Source organism: Rhizobium sp. UFLA01-1127, assembly GCF_059803845.1.
On sequence record NZ_JAUQTZ010000016.1, the window covers coordinates 30,252 to 48,499 of the forward strand.

Annotated in this window: 19 protein-coding genes; 4 read left to right on the plus strand and 15 right to left on the minus strand. The window is 61.1% G+C overall.

What is annotated here, in order from left to right:
* Positions 1 to 24: 24 nt before the first annotated feature.
* Entirely contained in the window at positions 25 to 924 is a 900-nt protein-coding gene (locus tag Q4Q11_RS06160) for a ribokinase (protein ID WP_498568939.1), read from the plus strand.
* Positions 925 to 1,117: 193 nt separating this feature from the next.
* The gene (locus Q4Q11_RS06165) at positions 1,118 to 3,463 is read left to right on the plus strand and encodes a methyl-accepting chemotaxis protein (protein WP_498568940.1); all 2,346 of its coding nucleotides are present in this window, start codon (positions 1,118 to 1,120) and stop codon (positions 3,461 to 3,463) included.
* A gap of 85 nt (positions 3,464 to 3,548) precedes the next feature.
* On the opposite strand, the gene Q4Q11_RS06170 is transcribed toward Q4Q11_RS06165, so the two are convergent.
* Positions 3,549 to 4,493, minus strand: coding sequence for a nucleoside hydrolase (locus Q4Q11_RS06170; RefSeq protein ID WP_112506320.1), 945 nt, complete (start codon positions 4,491 to 4,493; stop codon positions 3,549 to 3,551).
* Positions 4,494 to 4,722: 229 nt separating this feature from the next.
* Between Q4Q11_RS06170 and Q4Q11_RS06175 the strand changes: the two genes are divergently transcribed.
* Positions 4,723 to 5,154: an Hsp20 family protein gene (locus Q4Q11_RS06175; protein ID WP_498568941.1), complete on the plus strand. Its 432-nt coding sequence runs from the start codon at positions 4,723 to 4,725 to the stop codon at positions 5,152 to 5,154.
* A gap of 157 nt (positions 5,155 to 5,311) precedes the next feature.
* Positions 5,312 to 5,569: a BQ00720 family protein gene (locus Q4Q11_RS06180; RefSeq protein WP_112506316.1), complete on the plus strand. Its 258-nt coding sequence runs from the start codon at positions 5,312 to 5,314 to the stop codon at positions 5,567 to 5,569.
* Between the two features lie 158 nt (positions 5,570 to 5,727).
* Here Q4Q11_RS06180 and trmB read toward each other — a convergent pair whose 3' ends face one another.
* The 14 genes from trmB to Q4Q11_RS06250 all read right to left on the minus strand — a co-directional run bounded on the left by trmB (position 5,728) and on the right by Q4Q11_RS06250 (position 18,236).
* A complete protein-coding gene (gene trmB / locus Q4Q11_RS06185; protein WP_112506313.1) occupies positions 5,728 to 6,429 on the minus strand; it encodes a tRNA (guanine(46)-N(7))-methyltransferase TrmB in 702 nt (233 codons plus the stop codon).
* Entirely contained in the window at positions 6,426 to 7,679 is a 1,254-nt protein-coding gene (gene metK, locus Q4Q11_RS06190; RefSeq protein WP_112506310.1) for a methionine adenosyltransferase, read from the minus strand. Before metK ends, trmB begins: the two co-directional genes overlap by 4 nt.
* 187 nt (positions 7,680 to 7,866) lie before the next feature.
* Positions 7,867 to 8,286: a helix-turn-helix domain-containing protein gene (locus tag Q4Q11_RS06195; RefSeq protein WP_047628819.1), complete on the minus strand. Its 420-nt coding sequence runs from the start codon at positions 8,284 to 8,286 to the stop codon at positions 7,867 to 7,869.
* 151 nt (positions 8,287 to 8,437) lie between these two features.
* On the minus strand, positions 8,438 to 10,039 hold the full coding sequence (lnt, locus tag Q4Q11_RS06200) for an apolipoprotein N-acyltransferase (RefSeq protein ID WP_498568942.1): 1,602 nt from the start codon (positions 10,037 to 10,039) through the stop codon (positions 8,438 to 8,440).
* Between the two features lie 182 nt (positions 10,040 to 10,221).
* On the minus strand, positions 10,222 to 11,394 hold the full coding sequence (locus tag Q4Q11_RS06205; protein WP_498568943.1) for a hemolysin family protein: 1,173 nt from the start codon (positions 11,392 to 11,394) through the stop codon (positions 10,222 to 10,224).
* 25 nt (positions 11,395 to 11,419) lie between these two features.
* Positions 11,420 to 11,926, minus strand: coding sequence for an rRNA maturation RNase YbeY (gene ybeY / locus Q4Q11_RS06210; RefSeq protein WP_498568944.1), 507 nt, complete (start codon positions 11,924 to 11,926; stop codon positions 11,420 to 11,422).
* 18 nt (positions 11,927 to 11,944) lie between these two features.
* Positions 11,945 to 12,997: a PhoH family protein gene (locus Q4Q11_RS06215; protein WP_498568945.1), complete on the minus strand. Its 1,053-nt coding sequence runs from the start codon at positions 12,995 to 12,997 to the stop codon at positions 11,945 to 11,947.
* A 30-nt stretch (positions 12,998 to 13,027) separates the two neighbouring features.
* Positions 13,028 to 14,440: a tRNA (N6-isopentenyl adenosine(37)-C2)-methylthiotransferase MiaB gene (miaB, locus tag Q4Q11_RS06220; protein ID WP_498568946.1), complete on the minus strand. Its 1,413-nt coding sequence runs from the start codon at positions 14,438 to 14,440 to the stop codon at positions 13,028 to 13,030.
* Positions 14,441 to 14,501: 61 nt separating this feature from the next.
* Positions 14,502 to 15,299 carry a lyso-ornithine lipid O-acyltransferase gene (gene olsA / locus Q4Q11_RS06225; protein ID WP_113213972.1) on the minus strand — a complete coding sequence of 266 codons (798 nt, stop codon included), beginning with the start codon at positions 15,297 to 15,299 and terminating at the stop codon, positions 14,502 to 14,504.
* Positions 15,300 to 15,329: 30 nt separating this feature from the next.
* Positions 15,330 to 15,758: a Fur family transcriptional regulator gene (locus Q4Q11_RS06230; protein ID WP_112506292.1), complete on the minus strand. Its 429-nt coding sequence runs from the start codon at positions 15,756 to 15,758 to the stop codon at positions 15,330 to 15,332.
* Between the two features lie 122 nt (positions 15,759 to 15,880).
* Positions 15,881 to 16,375, minus strand: a complete 495-nt coding sequence (locus Q4Q11_RS06235) for a GNAT family N-acetyltransferase (RefSeq protein ID WP_112506289.1) — start codon at positions 16,373 to 16,375, stop codon at positions 15,881 to 15,883.
* 2 nt (positions 16,376 to 16,377) lie between these two features.
* On the minus strand, positions 16,378 to 17,034 hold the full coding sequence (tsaB, locus tag Q4Q11_RS06240; RefSeq protein WP_113213973.1) for a tRNA (adenosine(37)-N6)-threonylcarbamoyltransferase complex dimerization subunit type 1 TsaB: 657 nt from the start codon (positions 17,032 to 17,034) through the stop codon (positions 16,378 to 16,380).
* 25 nt (positions 17,035 to 17,059) lie between these two features.
* Complete coding sequence (locus Q4Q11_RS06245; protein ID WP_112506755.1) at positions 17,060 to 17,626, minus strand: NifU family protein; 567 nt, start codon at positions 17,624 to 17,626, stop codon at positions 17,060 to 17,062.
* Positions 17,627 to 17,744: 118 nt separating this feature from the next.
* Entirely contained in the window at positions 17,745 to 18,236 is a 492-nt protein-coding gene (locus Q4Q11_RS06250; protein WP_112506753.1) for a universal stress protein, read from the minus strand.
* Between the last annotated feature and the right edge of the window lie 12 nt (positions 18,237 to 18,248).

The window sequence follows — 18,248 nt, forward strand, 5'->3', positions numbered from 1 at the left end:
CCAACACCCAGGGCAGGACATTGCATGATCACTATTTTCGGCTCCATCAACATGGACCTCATCGCCACCACGGATCGTTTGCCGAAGCCGGGTGAAACGGTTGCCGGCAACGGTTTTTCCACGGCCGCCGGCGGCAAGGGTGCCAATCAGGCGCTGGCCGCACGCCGCGCCGGCGCAACCGTCCGCCTCAGCGGGGCGGTCGGCAATGACGGTTTTGCGGAGCCCGCGCTGGATCTGCTTCAGGCGGCAGGCACCGATCTTTCTGCCGTCCGGCGGGTGTCCGAGCCGACGGGCACGGCCCTCATCCTGGTCGGCGGTGACGGCGAGAACATGATCGCCGTCGTTCCCGGCGCCAATGGCACGAATACGGCCGAGCACGCAACGGCTGCAGTGGCCGCACTGAACCCGGGCGATACGCTGATGCTTCAGTTCGAAATCCCGGTCGCAGCGGTCAAAACCGCGCTGAACGCCGCCAAGGCAAAGGGCGTGCGCACCGTGCTCAATCTCGCTCCGCTGATCCCCGAGGCGGCCCGTCTCGGCCGGCTTGCCGATATCGTCATCGCCAACGAGACCGAATTCGAGAGGCTGGCAGGCCAGGACAACATGTCGGCGGCTGAGCGTGAAGCAGCGCTCGTGCGCCTGCATGGCGAAACCGGACAGACGCTGATCGTCACACTCGGCGGCGACGGTGTGGTCGCCATCCGCGACGGTGAGCTTTCGCATGCGAAAGGCCTCGTCATCGAGCCGGTCGATACGGTCGGTGCCGGCGACACGTTCTGCGGTTATTTTGCCGCCAGCCTCGATCAAGGCCTGGATTTTCATGCCAGCCTGCGCCGGGCTGCCGTCGCCGGCTCGCTTGCCTGCCTGAAGCCGGGCGCACAGCCATCAATTCCGATTGCCAGCGAAGTCGCCGAAAAGCTTTAGGACTAAAATTCTGTAAGCATTGCGAAGCGCAGTTAATTAAATTTTTGCGCTTCCATATCATTCTCCTCTGGCCTGGCGTGCATAGCCTTCCGGCCGCGGCAGGAATTTTCACGGCGGCCCCATGACGGGGCCATCCTGCGCCGACTTTGCATCCGGATAATGTGTATCCGGCGCATCGCTTTTCGAGGAAATGATGTTCATCTTTCGTATGAAGTCGCTTGCGGCCAAGCTGATCTTGGTCACCGGGCTGGCGATTGCACTCGTCCTGCTGATTTCCAACTTTCTGCTGATTTCCCAGACCCGCGATCGCGTCGAAACGCTGACGATGGATCAGGCCAATACCGAGGCCAAATCCATTTCCAATGAGATCGCCGCAAATGTCGGCGAAATGGCCAGCGCGGCCCGCTCCATGGCCGCCATTATCGGCCGCGGTCACGAAGGTCATACCTTCGATCGCAAGGGCATCATCAACATCCTCAAAGCCAATGTCGAACAGAACGCCTTTGCCTTCGGCAGCTGGTTCTGCGAGCAGCTCGGCTCGATCGATGGCAAGACGACGGAACTCGCCAACAACAAGGATCAGGGCGTCAACGACAAGGGCGCCTTTACGCCCTATTGGTCAAAGACCAAGGATGGCGGCATCCAGTTCTCGACCTTCGACAATGATTACACCGCGGCGTGGTGGAAGCTTGCCGCCGACAGCGGCAAGGGCGCAATCACGCCGCCCTATCTCGCCCAGGGGACCGACGTCCCGACGACCATGAGCTCCATCGCCTATCCTGTCGTATCAGGCGGAAAGCTGATCGGCGTTGCCGGCGTCGATATCTCGCTTGCTTCGCTTTCCACCAAACTGCAGAAGCTGCAGCCGTTCGGCACCGGCCGCGTGCTGCTGGTTTCGCAGGATAACAAGTGGCTGGTCGCGCCGACCGCCGACCTCCTGATGAAGGACTATAACGGCACTGGCGCAGACATCATCAAGTCGGCTTTGACCTCTTCTTCGTCAAGCGTCCTGAAGGACCTCTCGGACAATAGCGGCGAGGCATTCGACCGCGTCGTCTACCCCTTCGCCGTTCCCGGCCTCAACGCCACCTGGGTCGTTCTCATCGACGTGCCGCACAGCGCCATTGCAGCGCCGGTACGCGATCAGACCTATATGATGATCGTTGCCGGCATCCTCGTACTCGCTGCCGTCATGCTCGCTCTCTACGCCGCCGTGCGCGGTTTCGTGCAGAAGCCGCTTGCGGGTCTCGTCGCAAGCGTCAACCGCCTCAGCGCCGGCAACTATGCCGAACCGGTCGCCGGTCAGGCCGGCGCGGACGAAGTGGGCTCGGTCGCCAAAGCGCTGGAAGGCTTCCGCTTCGCACTCGCCGATACCAAACGCCTGGAAGGCGAAGCCAACAATCAGCGTCTGGCCGCGGAAGGCGAGCGGCGCCGCTCGGAAACGGAACGCAGCGAGAGCGTTGCGCTGCAACGCCATATCGTGAGCATTCTCGGCCATAACCTTGCCGAACTCTCGAAAGGCAATCTCAGCCAGCGGATCACGGACGATTTCCCAGGCGAATATGCCCAGCTCAAGCAGGATTTCAATGCCGCGCTGGCGAGCCTCGAGGAGACCGTGCACACCGTCAATGCCAGCGTCGGCAATATCGGCAGCGGCACCGGTGAAATCAGCAACAGCGCATCGGATCTCGCCCGCCGCACCGAACAGCAGGCGGCAAGCCTCGAAGAGACGGCGGCAGCGCTCAACCAGCTCACCGCTCAGGTCAATTCCAGCGCCGAGAACGCCCGCACGGCGGCAAGCAGCGTCAGCGCCGCTTCCGAAGATGCCGAGCGTTCCGGTGAGATCGTCCAGAAAGCCATTGCCTCCATGCACGGCATCGAGCAATCGTCGCAGGAAGTGTCACGCATCATCGGCGTCATCGACGAGATCGCTTTCCAGACCAACCTCTTGGCGCTGAACGCCGGCGTGGAAGCCGCCCGTGCCGGCGAGGCAGGCAAGGGCTTTGCCGTCGTCGCGCAGGAAGTGCGCGAGCTGGCTCAGCGCTCGGCCAATGCCGCCAAGGAGATCAAGACCCTGATCAACGCCTCGGCCGGGCAGGTCAAGGAAGGCGTCGATCTGGTCGGCCGCACGGGCGATGCTTTGCACAAGATCGCCCAGCAGGTGATGGAGATCAACGGCCTGATCCGCCAGATCTCCGCGTCTGCAAGCGAGCAGGCCATCGGGTTGAAGGAAATCAACTCGGCCATGAACCAGATGGACCAGGTGACCCAGCAGAACGCCGCGATGGTCGAGGAGACCACGGCCTCCAGTGTGGCGCTTGCCGAGGAGGCCCAGACGCTCAGGACGCTCGTCGCACGCTTCCGCACCGCGCGGGCCGTCCAGGAAAATGCCAGCGCATTGCGGGCAACGGCGCAGCAGATGCGTGCGCCGGCAGCTCCGCGCCGGGCTGCGGCACCTGTGGCTGCGCCGGCGCGCAAGGCGGCTGCCCAGACCCAAGGCGCCAATGCACTCGCTCGGGACGATTGGGAAGAGTTCTGAGCCGACCTTGACCGGATGAAAACGCAAAAGGCCGCCGGATCGATCCGGCGGCCTTTTGCATGGTCCGATCAGATGGGGGTCCCGATCAGATGCGTGCGAACCGTTCCGTCAGCAATGCGAAAAAGCCATCAGCGTCAACGTCGCGCATGACCTTGGCATTGCGCTTACGGTCGGTGACGTGCCACCAGTCCACCACGGTCATGCCGGCGGTCAGCTCCGAAGTCACCTCGATCTCGACATTGCATTCGCGCCCCTTGAACAGCTCGGGCCTCAGAAGGTAAGCGATAACCGTCGGGTCATGCAGCGGACCACCGTCCGAGCCGTATTTCTCGATATCGAAGCGCTCGAAGAACTGCAGCATTTCGACCATGGCCTTGGCCGGTGGAGTGCCGACAGCGGCGATACGCTCGACGCGATCCTTGCGCGTCAGCAGCTTGTGGGTGACGTCGAGCGGCATCATGACGATGGGCACACCCGAGCGGAACACGACGTCCGCCGCCTCGGGGTCGACATAGATGTTGAACTCGGCCGCCGGCGTGATGTTGCCGCCTTCGAAGAAGCCGCCGCCCATCATGACAAGCTCGCGTACGCGGCCGACGATGTCGGGCGCCTTCTGGAAAGCCATTGCGATATTGGTCAGCGGGCCGAGCGTGCAGAGCGTGACGGCGCCTTCCGGTTCCCTGCGCAGCGTATCGACGATGAAATCGACGGCATGGCCCGGCTGCAGCTCCATGGTCGGCTCGGACAGTTCCGGGCCGTCGAGGCCGGTCTTGCCATGCACATGCTCGGCCGTGACCAGCTTGCGCTTGAGCGGCGCATCGGCGCCGGCAAATACCTTGACGTCGCGACGATCGCAGAGCTCGCAGACGATGCGGGCATTGCGGCTCGTCAGCCGTAGCGGCACGTTGCCGGCGACCGCCGTGATGCCGAGCACATCGATCTCCTCGCGGCTGCCGAAGGCGAGAAAGATCGCTGCGGCGTCATCCTGACCGGGGTCGGTATCGATGATGATTTTTCTGGGTTCGGTCATGTCTTCAACTTTCCTCCGGTGCAGATCGAGAGGCTTTGTCGCGGGTCCGGTCCGGCTTTGTCAAGCACTCGCTCGCCGTGGCGCAAAACGATTTCGCATCATGGATTCCGATCTCGCAAATGCGAAGACGTGATGGCTTGCACTCACAGGTGCGTACTCCCATATTATGGCCAACCGGGTGCTGAAGATCAGGTCCGGAACGGTCGCTTGATACCAAGGACTTGAAACGATGAGCCGGATGACTCCCTTTGCCAGCCCACTGCTTCTGGGCTTCGACACCATGGAAAAGACGCTGGAGCGGATTTCCAAGGTCAGCGACGGTTACCCTCCCTACAATATCGAACGGATGCGTGCGGACCGTCTTTCCGGCGAGCCGGAGCGTCTGCGCATCACGCTGGCCGTCGCCGGCTTTTCCGAAGACGAGCTCGATGTCACGACGGAAGAAAACCAGCTTCTGATCCGGGGGCGCCAGGTCGAGCAGGGCGAGCGCGACTATCTCTATCGCGGCATTGCCGCCAGGCAATTCCAGCGCGTCTTCGTCCTTGCCGACGGCATGCAGGTGCTCGGCGCCACGCTGAAGAACGGCCTGCTCTCCGTCGACCTCATTCGGCCGGAACCCGACCGCATAGTAAAGAAAATTAACATTTCGGTCTCACAGTAGAACAACGGCCTAGAGCCGGACGATTTCAGGCCGAATCGATCTGAAATGCGAATCAGCTCTAGAATCAAAAAACTAGAGCACGATGTCGCCAAAAGCCGCTTACACATTTCGGCATCATGCTCCTGAGCCGTTGGTCCCTCACACTGGAGGTACGAGCATGTTGTTGAAAGAAGCCACCGCCCGCCTGACCCAAACCGAACTTGCCAATATCGGCACCGGTGAGGTCGCCTACATCAGAAAAATGGATTGGTCCGAAGTATCCCGTTGCTTCCCGGAAGCGCCCGATATCGATCCCGATGTCGATCTCTGGGCTCTCTTCGGTGCCGACGGCACGCCGATCCTTTTGACGGACAATCGCTCCAGCACCTTCTATCGTGCTGCCGAAGACGAACTGAAGACGGTCAGCCTGCACTGACCATGAGCGTCGCCCGACGGTGAAATCCGCCGTCCGCCAGGACCGCATCGAACCGGCCCCATATGGCAACGCGTGCGCATGATCCAGACCGCCTCGCGCGGCGGTCTTCGAATGGTGCGATCAGCAATATCTCAAATTTTCGCCCTGATAACGAGCGGTCAGACTTTCTTGAAGGTCAGATAGGCAGACGAGCGCCCCTCGCGCCTCGCTTTGGCTTCATAGCGCGTGCTCGGCCAGCCCTCATAGGGTGTCAGCCAGTCGGCGGCATTCCGCGCGGTCCACTCGAAGCCACCATGCGCATGGCAATGCTGCAGCGTCCAGTTGACATAAGTGTCGATGTCCGATGCGAAGCAGAAGAGCGCGCCAGGCTTCAGCACGCGGTGGAAACGGGCAAGGTTCACCTGCGAGACGAAGCGGCGTTTCCAATGCTTCTTCTTCGGCCAGGGATCCGGATAGAGCAGGTCGATCTGATCGAGGCATCCGGCCGGCAGCCAATCCAGCACCTGCGTCGCGTCGTCATTGTAGACGCGGATATTGTGCGCGCCAGCTTCGTCGACACGTGCAAGCAGCTTCTGCATCGAATTGACGAAGGGTTCCACGCCGATGAAGCCTGCTTTCGGCTGCTCCAGCGCCCTGTGGATCAGATGCTCTCCCCCGCCGAAGCCGATCTCCAGGCGCAGATGTTCGGTCGGCACCGGGAAGAGATCGTTCAGCGGCTGCGGCGCCGGGTCGGAAAGGTCGAGGATGAACCGCGGCAGCAATGCTTCCAGCTTTTCGGCCTGCTGGCCGCGCAAGGCCTTACCCTTGCGCCGGCCGAAGAATGCTTCCGTCGCCCGCGACCGGCGCTCGGTATCGATCATGCGGCTTCCCGGAGCTTCACGGCTTCCTTGAGGGCCTTGACCAGGTCCGTACGCTCCCAGGAGAAGGAACCGTCACGACCGGCCTTGCGACCGAAGTGACCATAGGCCGAGGTCTTTGCATAGATCGGCTTGTTGAGGTCGAGGTGACGGCGGATGCCGGTCGGCGAAAGGTCCATATTCTTGCGGATGGCCTCTTCGACCTGATCTTCGGTAACGCCCTTGCCCGTGCCGTGCAGATCGACATAGATCGACAGCGGCTGGGCAACACCGATGGCGTAGGACAGCTGGATCGTGCAGCGATCGGAAAGACCGGCGGCAACGACGTTCTTTGCAAGATAGCGGGCGGCATAGGCAGCCGAACGGTCGACCTTGGTCGTGTCTTTGCCGGAGAAAGCGCCGCCGCCGTGCGGGGCAGCACCGCCGTAGGTATCGACAATGATCTTGCGGCCGGTGAGACCGGCATCGCCGTCCGGGCCGCCGATGACGAACTTGCCGGTGGGGTTGATGTACCACTTGCAATCGGAGGCAATCTTCAGGTCGCCGAGGGCTTCGACGATATAGGGCTCGACAACGGTGCGAACCTTCTTCGAGTCCCAGCTTTCGTCGAGATGCTGGGTGGACAGAACGATCGAGGTCACTTCGGACGGCTTGCCGTCGACGTAGCGGACAGTCACCTGGCTCTTGGCATCGGGGCCGAGCTTGGCAACCTCACCGTCGCCCTTCTTGCGGGCGGCAGCGAGCAGCTGCAGGATCCTGTGCGAATAGTAGATCGGCGCCGGCATGAGGTCAGGCGTTTCCTTGCAGGCGTAGCCGAACATGATGCCCTGGTCGCCGGCACCCTCGTCACCCTGCTGGTCGGCAGCGTTGTCGACGCCCTGGGCGATATCGGCGGACTGCGAATGCAGGAGCACGTCGATGCGCGCCTTCTTCCAGTGGAAGCCGTCCTGTTCGTAGCCGATATCCTTGATGGCTCGGCGCGCGGCGGCCTTGAACTTGGAAGGATTGATGACGTCGTTGCCGTCCTTGTCCTTCTTCATCAGGCTCGGAGGCAGGCGAACCTCACCGGCGATGACGACGCGGTTGGTGGTGGCAAGGGTCTCGCAGGCTATGCGCACGCTCCAGGGGTTCACGCCGGTTTTTGTGGCCTCGCGGTAAACCAGATCGACGATTTCATCGGAGATGCGGTCACAGACTTTATCCGGGTGACCTTCGGCAACAGACTCACTCGTAAACAGATAATTCGCGCGCATACGGGATTCCCCTCAAAGAACAAATCTCTGCATTTGATATTCGCCTCCGCCTGGAAAAACAAGCCACACAAGGACATAAATATATCTTTATATCCCCGCCAGGGTGATAAAATTTTGCCTGAAACGCGAAAAGGCGGCCAAACTGACCGCCTCTCCACTTTACGGGTTTGCCCTTGCTGAGAAAGGGTTACTCGGCATCTGCCTCGGCGGCTAGCGCCTTGACCAGCTCGACAACCTTGCGACGGACTTTACCATCGGAAATCTTCACGAAGGCGCGATTGAGCTGCAGGCCTTCGGAGGAAGACAGGAAATCGACGACGTAGTTGGAACTGGATGCCTCGGCCATGCCGCCGGCGGCTGCCGAGTGCTCACCCGGCGCATCTTCGAAAAAGAAGGATACCGGGACATTGAGGATGCTTGAGATATTCTGCAGGCGGCTGGCGCCAACGCGGTTGGTGCCTTTTTCGTATTTCTGAATTTGCTGAAACGTAATTCCGAGGCTTTCGCCGAGCTTTTCCTGGCTCATGCCAAGCATTGTGCGGCGGAGGCGTATGCGGCTACCGACATGAATGTCGATGGGGTTCGGCTTCTTTTTATTCTCTATCATCATTTTACCCTAACATAGGTTGAATTCAGGACCTGCCACCCGGTACCCTTCTCCACCCCTATAACGCCACGTTGCAGCCGACGCCCCCAAGGCCTCCAGTCTACGTTCAAAAGGCGGATGCCTAGCACTATGCAATTTTAGGGTTTTTTGGTCAATTCACCCTAAAAATAAAACCCATACGCGAAATCGCAGCAATCATGCCGACTGCGCCGATGATCAACCAAAAGTTTGTTTTTCTGACCTTATCATCGATGCGCGATACGGTTGCGCCACCCAGAGTAGCATCTATAAAGCCTTGCTGGTTATAATCGATACCAGAAAGCAGACGTCCGTGTGCATCAACGAATGCTGAAATACCTGTATTGGCGCTCCGAATCAGCGGCAGCCCCTGCTCCACCGCTCTCACCCTTGCCTGCAGGAAATGCTGATAGGGGCCAGGCGTATCTCCGAACCAGCCGTCGTTGGTCACGTTGAGAATGGCATCGACCTGGCGGATTTCCGACGTCATCTCGTTCGGGAAGATGATCTCGTAGCAGATCAGCGGATAGAACTTGATGCCATCCGGCAACGTCAGCAATTGCCGCTTGGCGGCGGCGGAAAACCCGCCCGGCAGCTCCACGACATTCTCGATGCCGAGATAGCTGAGAATATGCTCGAAGGGGACATATTCGCCGAAGGGCACGAGATGGGTCTTGTCGGAGGCGCCAATGATCTGACCTTTGCCGTCGATGACATAGATCGAATTGTAATAGCGCGGCTCGATGCCAGGCCCCATGTCTTCGACGCGGACGGCGCCGGTGATCAGGGTCTGGTCGTCGTCGAGCTGATCCGCTATGCGGGCAAGCGCATCGCGGTTATCGGTCAGGATGAAGGGAACGGCCGTCTCGGGCCAGACGATGATGTCGGGTCGCCTGCCGCCGTTTGCCGGCGGCTGGACCGAAAGCGCCAGGTGCTTGTCGAAGATGGCGGCGCGGTCGGCGGCCGTGTCCATCTTGGTTTCCTGATCGATGGACGGCTGTACGATACGCACGACCGGCGCGGTCTTGGCGTCGGTGAGCGGCGCTTCGGGCAGACCAAGCGCGTAGTAGCCGTAGCCCACATGAGCTGAAACGATGAGGATAGCAAGACCGATCCCCGGCACCCTGCCCTGGCGCGTGCCGAGCAGTGCCGGCGAGGCGAAGACGAAGACGGCAAGCACGTTGACCCCGAGCACGCCGATCACATGCGCCGACTGCATCATCAGCGGAATGGGCATGGCGCCATAACCGATGGCATTCCAGGGAAAGCCGGTGAAGAGGAAGCTGCGCAGCCATTCGAGAATGCCGAAGGCGAAGGCGAGTGCCGCGATACGCCCCATGCCGTCGGACCACAGGAGGCGGGCAAGCACGGTCGCAACACCGTAGAAGACGGCCAGGAAGGCGGGAAGGCCGAGAATTGCGAGCGGCAAGGCCCAGGCGAATTCGTCGGCATCGATCAGCAGCGCGTGGCCGAGCCACCAGAGACCGGCAACGAAATAGCCGAAGCCGAACAGCCAGCCGGTGAAGAAAGCCGGCCACAGACGCCCGAGCAGGCCGCTGTCCGGGCCTGCGGCGACACCGTCCAGCAGCAAGACCAGCAGCGTGAAGGAGACGAACATCGCCGCAAAGAAGCCGAAAGGCGGCAATGCCAGCACGCCGGCGGCACCGGCTAGGATCGTAAGCAACGCACGTTTGAAACCCCAGACGAGGATCACCCTGCCCGAAAGCCATTCCATGCGCCAGCTCCGTCCAATCGCGAATCAATTGGGCGCAGTCTTTCAAAAATGCAGCGATTTGTCCCGCTGAAGCGCCGACTATAGCGCCGCGCGTCATATGCGGCGCGCGAGGGGTCGCTGTAACGCTTTAAATCTGCAGCATAATTTCAGGAAAAGCGCTGCGCACTTTTCCTGAAATTGCTCTAATGGCTGGTTGCGTTACGCTCTGCCGATATTTCCTCGGCAATCGCTTCCGGCGCCGGCAGGTCACGCTCCGGCGAACCCACTTCGCCTTCCAACTTGACGGTCGGCCGGCGGCGAACGGCATGGCGCTTGCGTGTGATACGCACCCGCTTGATGCGGCGCGGATCGGCATCGAGAATATGAAACTCGAAGCCCGGAAGCGCCTGTACCACCTCGCCGCGCACCGGAATGCGACCAAGCGCGGAGAAGATCAGGCCGCCAAGCGTATCCACCTCGTCCACCTGCTCGGCGATATCGAAATCCGGACCGATCGCTGCGGCGATCTCCTCCAGCTCGACGCGGGCGTCGGCGACGAAGACGTCTTCGGAGACGCGCTTGAACATCACTTCTTCGTCATCATGTTCGTCATCGATGTCGCCGACGACCATTTCGACGATGTCCTCATGCGAAGCCAGGCCGTCCGTGCCGCCGTATTCGTCGATGACAAGCGCCATCTGCGTCCGGTTGACCTGCATGCGGCGCAGGAGATCGGAGGCGAGCATCGAGGGCGGCACGAACAGGATCTTGCGGATGATGCCGGCGTCCGCCAGCGTCTTCTGCAGATCGACCCGCGAAAGATCGAAATTCGGCTTGGCCGAGCGCGGCGCTTTTTCGGCGGCAGCACCGGTCGCAGCAGCGGTGGCCGTCTTGGCGCTGCCTGCGCGACGCTTGTTGCGGGCCTGCTTGGCGACATAGGAGAGCAGATCGCGGATATGCACCATGCCGCGCGGATCGTCCAGCGTATCTGCATAGACGGGCATGCGTGAGCGGCCGCTTTCCTCGAACAGGATCATCAGCTCTCCGATGGTGATATTCTGGTCGACGGCCTCGATGTCGGCGCGGGGCACCATGACATCCTCGACGCGCACCTCGCGGAAGCGCAGGATGTTGTGCAGCATCGCCCGCTCATCCGCGGAGAAGGCGTCGTCACCGGCCGCGTTGGTCATCAGCGCGTCGGCGAGATCCTCGCGCAACCGGGCGGCATCCTGCGCCGGGCGAAGGATGCGCGCGGCGCGTGCCCAGAATGAAGAATGGGATCGCTTGCCGTTGCTACTACTGCCTACCTCGTCGGAGGAGGCTGCATCGGCTCCGTCTTTGGCCTCGGGGGCCGGTCTTGTCGTAAAGTCGCTCATTGTTCCTGATCGGACAGGGTTCAAATCAAATGGGGTCTTGTCCCGCATAGGGATCAGATAGGCCAAGACCAGCCAAAATGCGAGTCTCCAGCCCCTCCATTCTTTCGGCTTCGCTATTATTCATATGGTCGTAGCCGAAGAGATGCAAGAAACCATGCACCATCAGATGCGTCAGATGGTCGTCAAAACTCTTTTCGAACTCGACGGCCTCCCGCTCCACGGTCTCTCTGGCGATGATGATGTCGCCGAGCATCGGGCCGGGCTTGCCGCCGGGCTCCAGCGGAAAAGCCGGAAAGGAAAGGACGTTCGTCGCCTTGTCCTGCGAGCGCCATTCCGCATTGATCTCACGGATGGAGGCGTCGTCGGTGAAGACCAGGGACAATTCGGTCGCCGTTCTTGGAAAAGGCTGCTTTTCGTGTTTCTTGAGATAGGCCGCAGCTTCACCCAGCACGCGCTCGGCAAGCGACTGCAACTCCTCTTCGGAGGGCCAATCGCCCTCCTCCACGCTGATCTGTATATCGAGTTTGCTCATCGGCTTCTGCGTCGCAGATCAGATCTGCGAATCGCTTTCCTCGGCCGTTGCGGCATAGGTGGAATCGTAAGCCCGAACGATGCGTGCCACCAGCGGATGACGGACGACATCCGTATCCTTGAAGCGAACGATGGTGATGCCTTCGACGCCGTTCAGCAGCTGTAGCGCTTCGACCAGGCCGGACTTGACGCCGCGCGGCAAGTCGATCTGGCTCGGATCGCCTGTCACGATCATCCGCGAGTTTTCGCCGAGACGGGTCAGGAACATTTTCATCTGCATGGATGTCGTGTTCTGCGCCTCGTCGAGGATGACGGCAGCGTTGGCAAGCGTGCGGCCACGCATGAAGGCGAGCGGAGCGATCTCGATGACGCCGGCGATGATGGCACGCTCGACTTTGTCGCCCGGCATCATGTCGTAGAGCGCATCATAGAGCGGACGCAGGTAGGGATCGACCTTTTCCTTCATGTCGCCAGGCAGGAAGCCGAGACGCTCACCGGCCTCGACGGCCGGGCGCGACAGGATGATCTTCTCCACGGCGCCGCGCTCCAGAAGCTGAGCAGCGTGGGCAACGGCAAGATAGGTCTTGCCGGTACCGGCAGGCCCGACGCCGAGGACGAGCTCGGAACGCTCCAGCGCCCGCATATAGGCATCCTGGGTCGGCGTGCGAGCGATGATCGTCTTCTTGCGCGTCGAAATCTGCGCCATCGTCAACTTGGCTTTTCTCTCCATGGTCGGCAGCGTCAATTGATCGTCGGCGGCAACCGCCATGCGGATTGCCCCTTCCACGTCGGAACGCTCCACATTGCCGCCTTTTTGCAGCTTGTCATAGAGGTAATCGAGCGTGCGGCGCGCCTGATTGGTGGCCAGCACATCGCCTGTGATGACGACGGAGTTGCCGCGGGCGCGCGCATCGATGCCGAGCCGCTCCTCGAGCAGCTTCAAATTCTGGTCGAATTGCCCGAAAAGCTCACTGGCGAACCGATTATTCTCGAACGTCAGGGTGAAGTGATTGGCGTCGCTCGCGGTGCGGGGCTGGCGCGATGAAGAAGAAACCAATTCCTGTCCGTTCAAGCGGTGCGGCTCCTTTGGGTAGGCCGGAACCTAGAGCAACTCAGCAAAGAGACTGTTGGTGCTCGTTCCGGTGATTCGTACGTTAATAATGTCACCGATTTGCGATGCTTTTGCATCAACATTCACAGATTGCAGCCAAGGGGAGCGTCCAATCAACTGGCCCGGCATCCGGCCCGGCTTTTCCAGAAGGATATCCACTGTTTTGCCCACACAGGCCTCGGCAAACGCATGCTGCTGCCTCAACAGCAATGTCTGCAATCGCTCCAGCCGCTCGGTCTTGACCTCTTCGGGCACCTGATCCTTCAATTCCGCACCGGGCGTGCCCGGCCGCGTGGAATATTTGAACGAGAAGGCCTGTGCATAATTCACCTCCCCGATAAGCCTCAGTGTATCCTCAAAATCCTGGTCTGTCTCCCCCGGGAAACCGACGATGAAATCACCGGAAAGCGCGATATCCGGCCGTGCGGCCCGGATTTTCTCGATCAGCGCGAGGTATTCCGCAGCCGTGTGCCGACGGTTCATGGCCTTCAGAATACGATCCGAGCCGGCCTGGACCGGCAGGTGCAGATAGGGCATCAGCGTGCGCAGATCGCGATGCGCGGCGATCAGCCGGTCGTCCATGTCGCGCGGGTGGCTGGTCGTGTAGCGCAGGCGCGCGAGGCCGGGGATTTCCGCCAAACGATAGAGGAGATCGCCGAGGCTCCAGGCTTCGCCTTTGGGTCCGATGCCATGCCAGGCATTGACGTTCTGGCCGAGCAGGGTGATTTCGCGCACACCGCCGTCCACAAGTTTCTCGGCCTCCTCGACGATCTGAGCGACCGGGCGGGAGACTTCTGAGCCGCGGGTGTAGGGTACGACGCAGAAGGTGCAGAACTTGTCGCAGCCTTCCTGCACCGTCAGGAAGGCGGTGACGCCGCGGGAGCGAATCTTCGCCTTCTCTGCGATCGGCAGATGCTCGAACTTGTCCTCGATCGCATATTCGGTATCGACGACGCGCTGACCTTCCTTGGCGCGGCGAAGCGCGTCGGGCAGGCGATGATAGGTCTGCGGGCCTATGACGACATCGACGGCCGGCGCGCGGCGCAGGATTTCTTCGCCTTCCGCCTGGGCGACGCAGCCTGTGACGCCGATCATCATATCGCGGCCGCCGGCAGCCTTTCGCTTCTTCATCTCGCGCAGGCGGCCAAGCGCGGAATAGACCTTTTCCGCCGCCTTTTCGCGGATGTGGCAGGTGTTCAGCAGGACGAGGTCGGCCTCTTCCATGTCCTCGGTCGGCTCATAGCCGTCGCGGGAGAGCGCATCGCTCATCCGCGTGGAATCATAAACATTCATCTGGCAGCCGTAGGTCTTGATGAAGACCTTGCGGCTGTTGGAGCCGTCGCGGGGACCGAGCTGTGAAGCGTCGGCCGCCGGGGCATCGAGGATCAGGCTGTCCTTGGTCATGGGCCGCTATGTAGTGGCTTTTGCCGCCGGAGAAAATGAAAAAGTTGGAATCACCTGGAAATCAAGCGATCTCGCGGCCAAGCAGGCGGCTGGCAAGCATATTGCGAATGCGCCGCGCGATGGTGGCGCTGACTTCCTTGCGGTTGGTGCCGGGGCGATAATCGACGGCTTCGCCGAAGCAGACATCGACATCGATGGCGCCACACTGGATAATGCCCTTCAGGTGCGGCACGAGCTCGATGTCGCCGGGCCACGCCGTCAGCGGGCGATAATAGCGACCCATCGGCGTGCCATGAACGCGGGTGTAGGCGACTGCGACCGGCTGGACATGCACGACGGCATCCGGCGCCTTCGGCAGCGCGGCAGCAGCAGCGCCGAACAGCGAGGACTTGACCTCAAGCAGCCGATTGCCGTCGGACGTCGTCCCTTCCGGAAACAGAACCATGATCTCGCCATCGGCCATGCGGTCGGCGATCTCGTTTACCTGCTCGCCGGTCTTGCGCTTCTGCTCGCGCTCGACGAAGACGCTCTTCTGCCATTGCGCGAACTGGCCGAAGATCGGCCAGTCCCGCACTTCCGATTTTGCGATGAAAGCTACATCGGCAACCGCCGAAAGGACGAGAATGTCGAGCCAGGACGAGTGGTTGGAGGCCAGCATCAATGGCCGGCTCGTCTCCATCCTGCCGACCACATGGATGCGCACCCCAAGCCAGTAGCAGACGATGCGGTGCCAGTAGCGCGGCAGATAGCGCCGGAGCCTCCAGTCGAAGCGCAGGCAAAGGATCTGCAGCGGCAGCATCACGGCGCTGACGGCGCAAATGACCACGGCGGCACAGCCGATGCGCAGCCAGGTCATCAAATCATTCGCTCCTGCATAAAAGCCTTCACGTCAACCTTCGTCCTTCTTCAGCGGGATGCCGTAAAGCTCCAGCCGGTGGTCGACGAGTTTGAAGCCGTGTTCGCGGGCAATGCGTTCCTGCAAAGCCTCGATCTCCGGCGAATGGAATTCGATCACCTCACCGCTCTTCAGGTCGATCAGGTGGTCGTGATGCTCTTCCGGCACCGTTTCGTAGCGGGAACGTCCATCGCGAAAATCGTGGCGGGCAAGAAGGCCGGCATCCTCAAACAGCTTGACAGTGCGATACACGGTGGAAATCGAGATTTTCGCATCCACCTGTACAGAACGCCGATAGAGCTCTTCGACATCCGGGTGATCCCCGGAACTCTCGATAATGCGCGCGATGATCCGGCGTTGCTCCGTCATGCGCATGCCGCGCTCGGCGCAAAGCTCCTCGAGGGATTTTACGGCATCATCCATCAATTGCTGTGTCTTCGGTCTGTTGGACTGTAACAAGGGATAGAGCGCCGAATTGCCGTTCCATCCATTTGTCTTGCCGCATTCGTGCGACGCCAAGTGATGCCACCTGGCTGCAAAATGCTCTAGCGAAGAACGCGGCGCATGACAAGCGCCGTCGATCTGGTGCCGTCGTCACCGACATAGTAGGCCTTGCGCTCGCCGACCGTTTCGAAGCCGAGCTTGCGATAGAGGCCGAGCGCCGGCTGATTGCCGCCGTCAACCTCCAGGAACATGGCTTCACCGCCGCGATTGCGGGTCTCGCGAAGGGCCGCCTGCATCAGTCTCCAGCCGAGGCCGGAGCGCGCGAGCTTGGCATGGACGGCGATCGTCAGGATTTCACCCTCGCCCGCCACATGCCGCGCCAGCACGAAGCCGGGAAGCGCCTTCTTCAGGATGGCATTGGTCTGGCGGGCGACGAAGCCGAAGGTGGTTTCCTGCGAAAGGAGCCCCTGAAATTCGGCCTCGTCCCAGACCCGCGAGAACCGCTCGCCGTGCAGGAGCGCCACTTCGGCGCAGTCCTTCAGTTCCATTGGGATGATTTCGTATTCGGCTTTCAAGGTAAGGTAGGATTCGAGCATTTCTACTGCCTGGCAACTGCGTATCCGGCCTGCGGTCTGGCATCGGGTCCGCGAAGATAAAGCGGCTTCGGCTTTTCGCCGGCAGGTTTGCCAGCGCCCAGCCGGGCGACGATGGCAATCGGAAATGCGTCTGGCCGCTCCGCAGGCGGCGCGTCGCTCAGCCGGGCGACGGCCGTTCCGGTGACGATGCCGTCGAAGGCGCCGGCAATTGTCCGCGCCTCGCCGATCGTCACGGCCCGAGCCTCGTCCAGCGGACTGCCATCGGCATCGAAGCTCTGGAGATAGATCTCCTCGCGCTTGGCATCGATGGCAGCCAGAACCGACTTGCCCGGATTCTGCTCTCGCGCGGCCGCTGCCATGACCTCGAGGGTCGTGACGCCAACGGCAGCGACATTGAGGGAAAGTGCAAAACCGCGTGCGGCTGCGACGCCGATGCGGATGCCGGTGAAGGAACCGGGGCCGACGGTCACGACGACACGCTCGACCGCCGAAAGCGCTATACCGGCCTTTGCCAGCGCCTCGTCGACAACGTGCATCAAATGCTCGGCATGCCCCCGTCCGATCGTTTCCGTGACCTCCCCCATCACAGAATCACTGCCGCTATCATACACAGCGGCAGCGCAATCCACACCTGCCGTGTCGAGCGCCAGTACGATCATGTCAACTTTTCCGAAAGCCTGGGTGTTAAACGGCTTCGACTTCCTGCACTTCCGGGACGAAATGGCGCAGAAGGTTCTGCACGCCATGCTTCAGCGTCGCCGTCGAAGACGGGCAACCCGAGCACGATCCCTTCATGTTGAGGTAGACCTTGCCGTCGCGGAAGCCGCGGAACGTGATGTCGCCGCCATCCTGGGCAACGGCAGGACGCACGCGGGTATCCAGCAGTTCCTTGATCGTCAGAACGATCGCCTCGTCGCCCTCGTCGAAGAACTCACCGCCGGCATCCTGCACTTCGGAGGAAACCGAAGACGTTCCCATGACCGGCTTGCCGGACATGAAATGCTCCATGATCGAACCGAGGATGGCGGGTTTCAGATGCTGCCATTCCTGATTTTCCTTGGAGACCGAAATGAAGTCGTAGCCGAAATAGACGCCCGTTACGCCAGGAACTTCGAAGAGGCGGGCGGCGAGCGGCGAAGCTTCGGCTTCCTCGGCGCTGCGGAACTCGGCCGTGCCGCTTTCCATAACCACTTTGCCCGGCAGGAACTTGAGGGTCGCGGGGTTCGGCGTCGCTTCGGTCTGAATGAACATCTTGATCTCCATGCGGCGGGCGAAACACCCGGTTCCGACTTTAGAATATTTCAAAAGAAAATAGGCCTTTTGGCCATTTCAATCAAGAGAGTGTTTCTCAAGAAATGGCATGCGCCGGTCAGCTCAGCGCGTCGATTTCCTCGTTGCTCAGCGTGTCCGGAAGCACGGTGACTGGGATCGGAAAGGCTGCCGCGCGTCCGGCGATCGATGAAACGAGCGGGCCTGGACCTTCCTTGGCCGAACCGGCGGCAAGCACGAGGAGCGCAATATCGCGATCTTCCTCGATCGCCGCGTTGATCTGTTCGGCCGCCGATCCCTCGCGGATGACGATCTCCGGATCGATGCCGACATTCTCGCGCACGCTCTGCGCCGCCTTTGCGGTCGCGGCCTCGGCCTCCTCGCGCGCTTCCGCCCGCATGATCTCCTCGACGCCGAGCCATTGCTGGAAATCGCCCTCGGGAATCACATAGAGCAATACGAGGCCGCCATTGGAATTCTTGGCACGTCGGCCAGCATAGTGGACGGCGCGCTGGCATTCGGGCGTGCCGTCGATGATCGCCATGAACTTGCGGCGATGGCCTTCCAGCCGTGAGAGACGTTTTGAAACCATGCGGCGATTCTG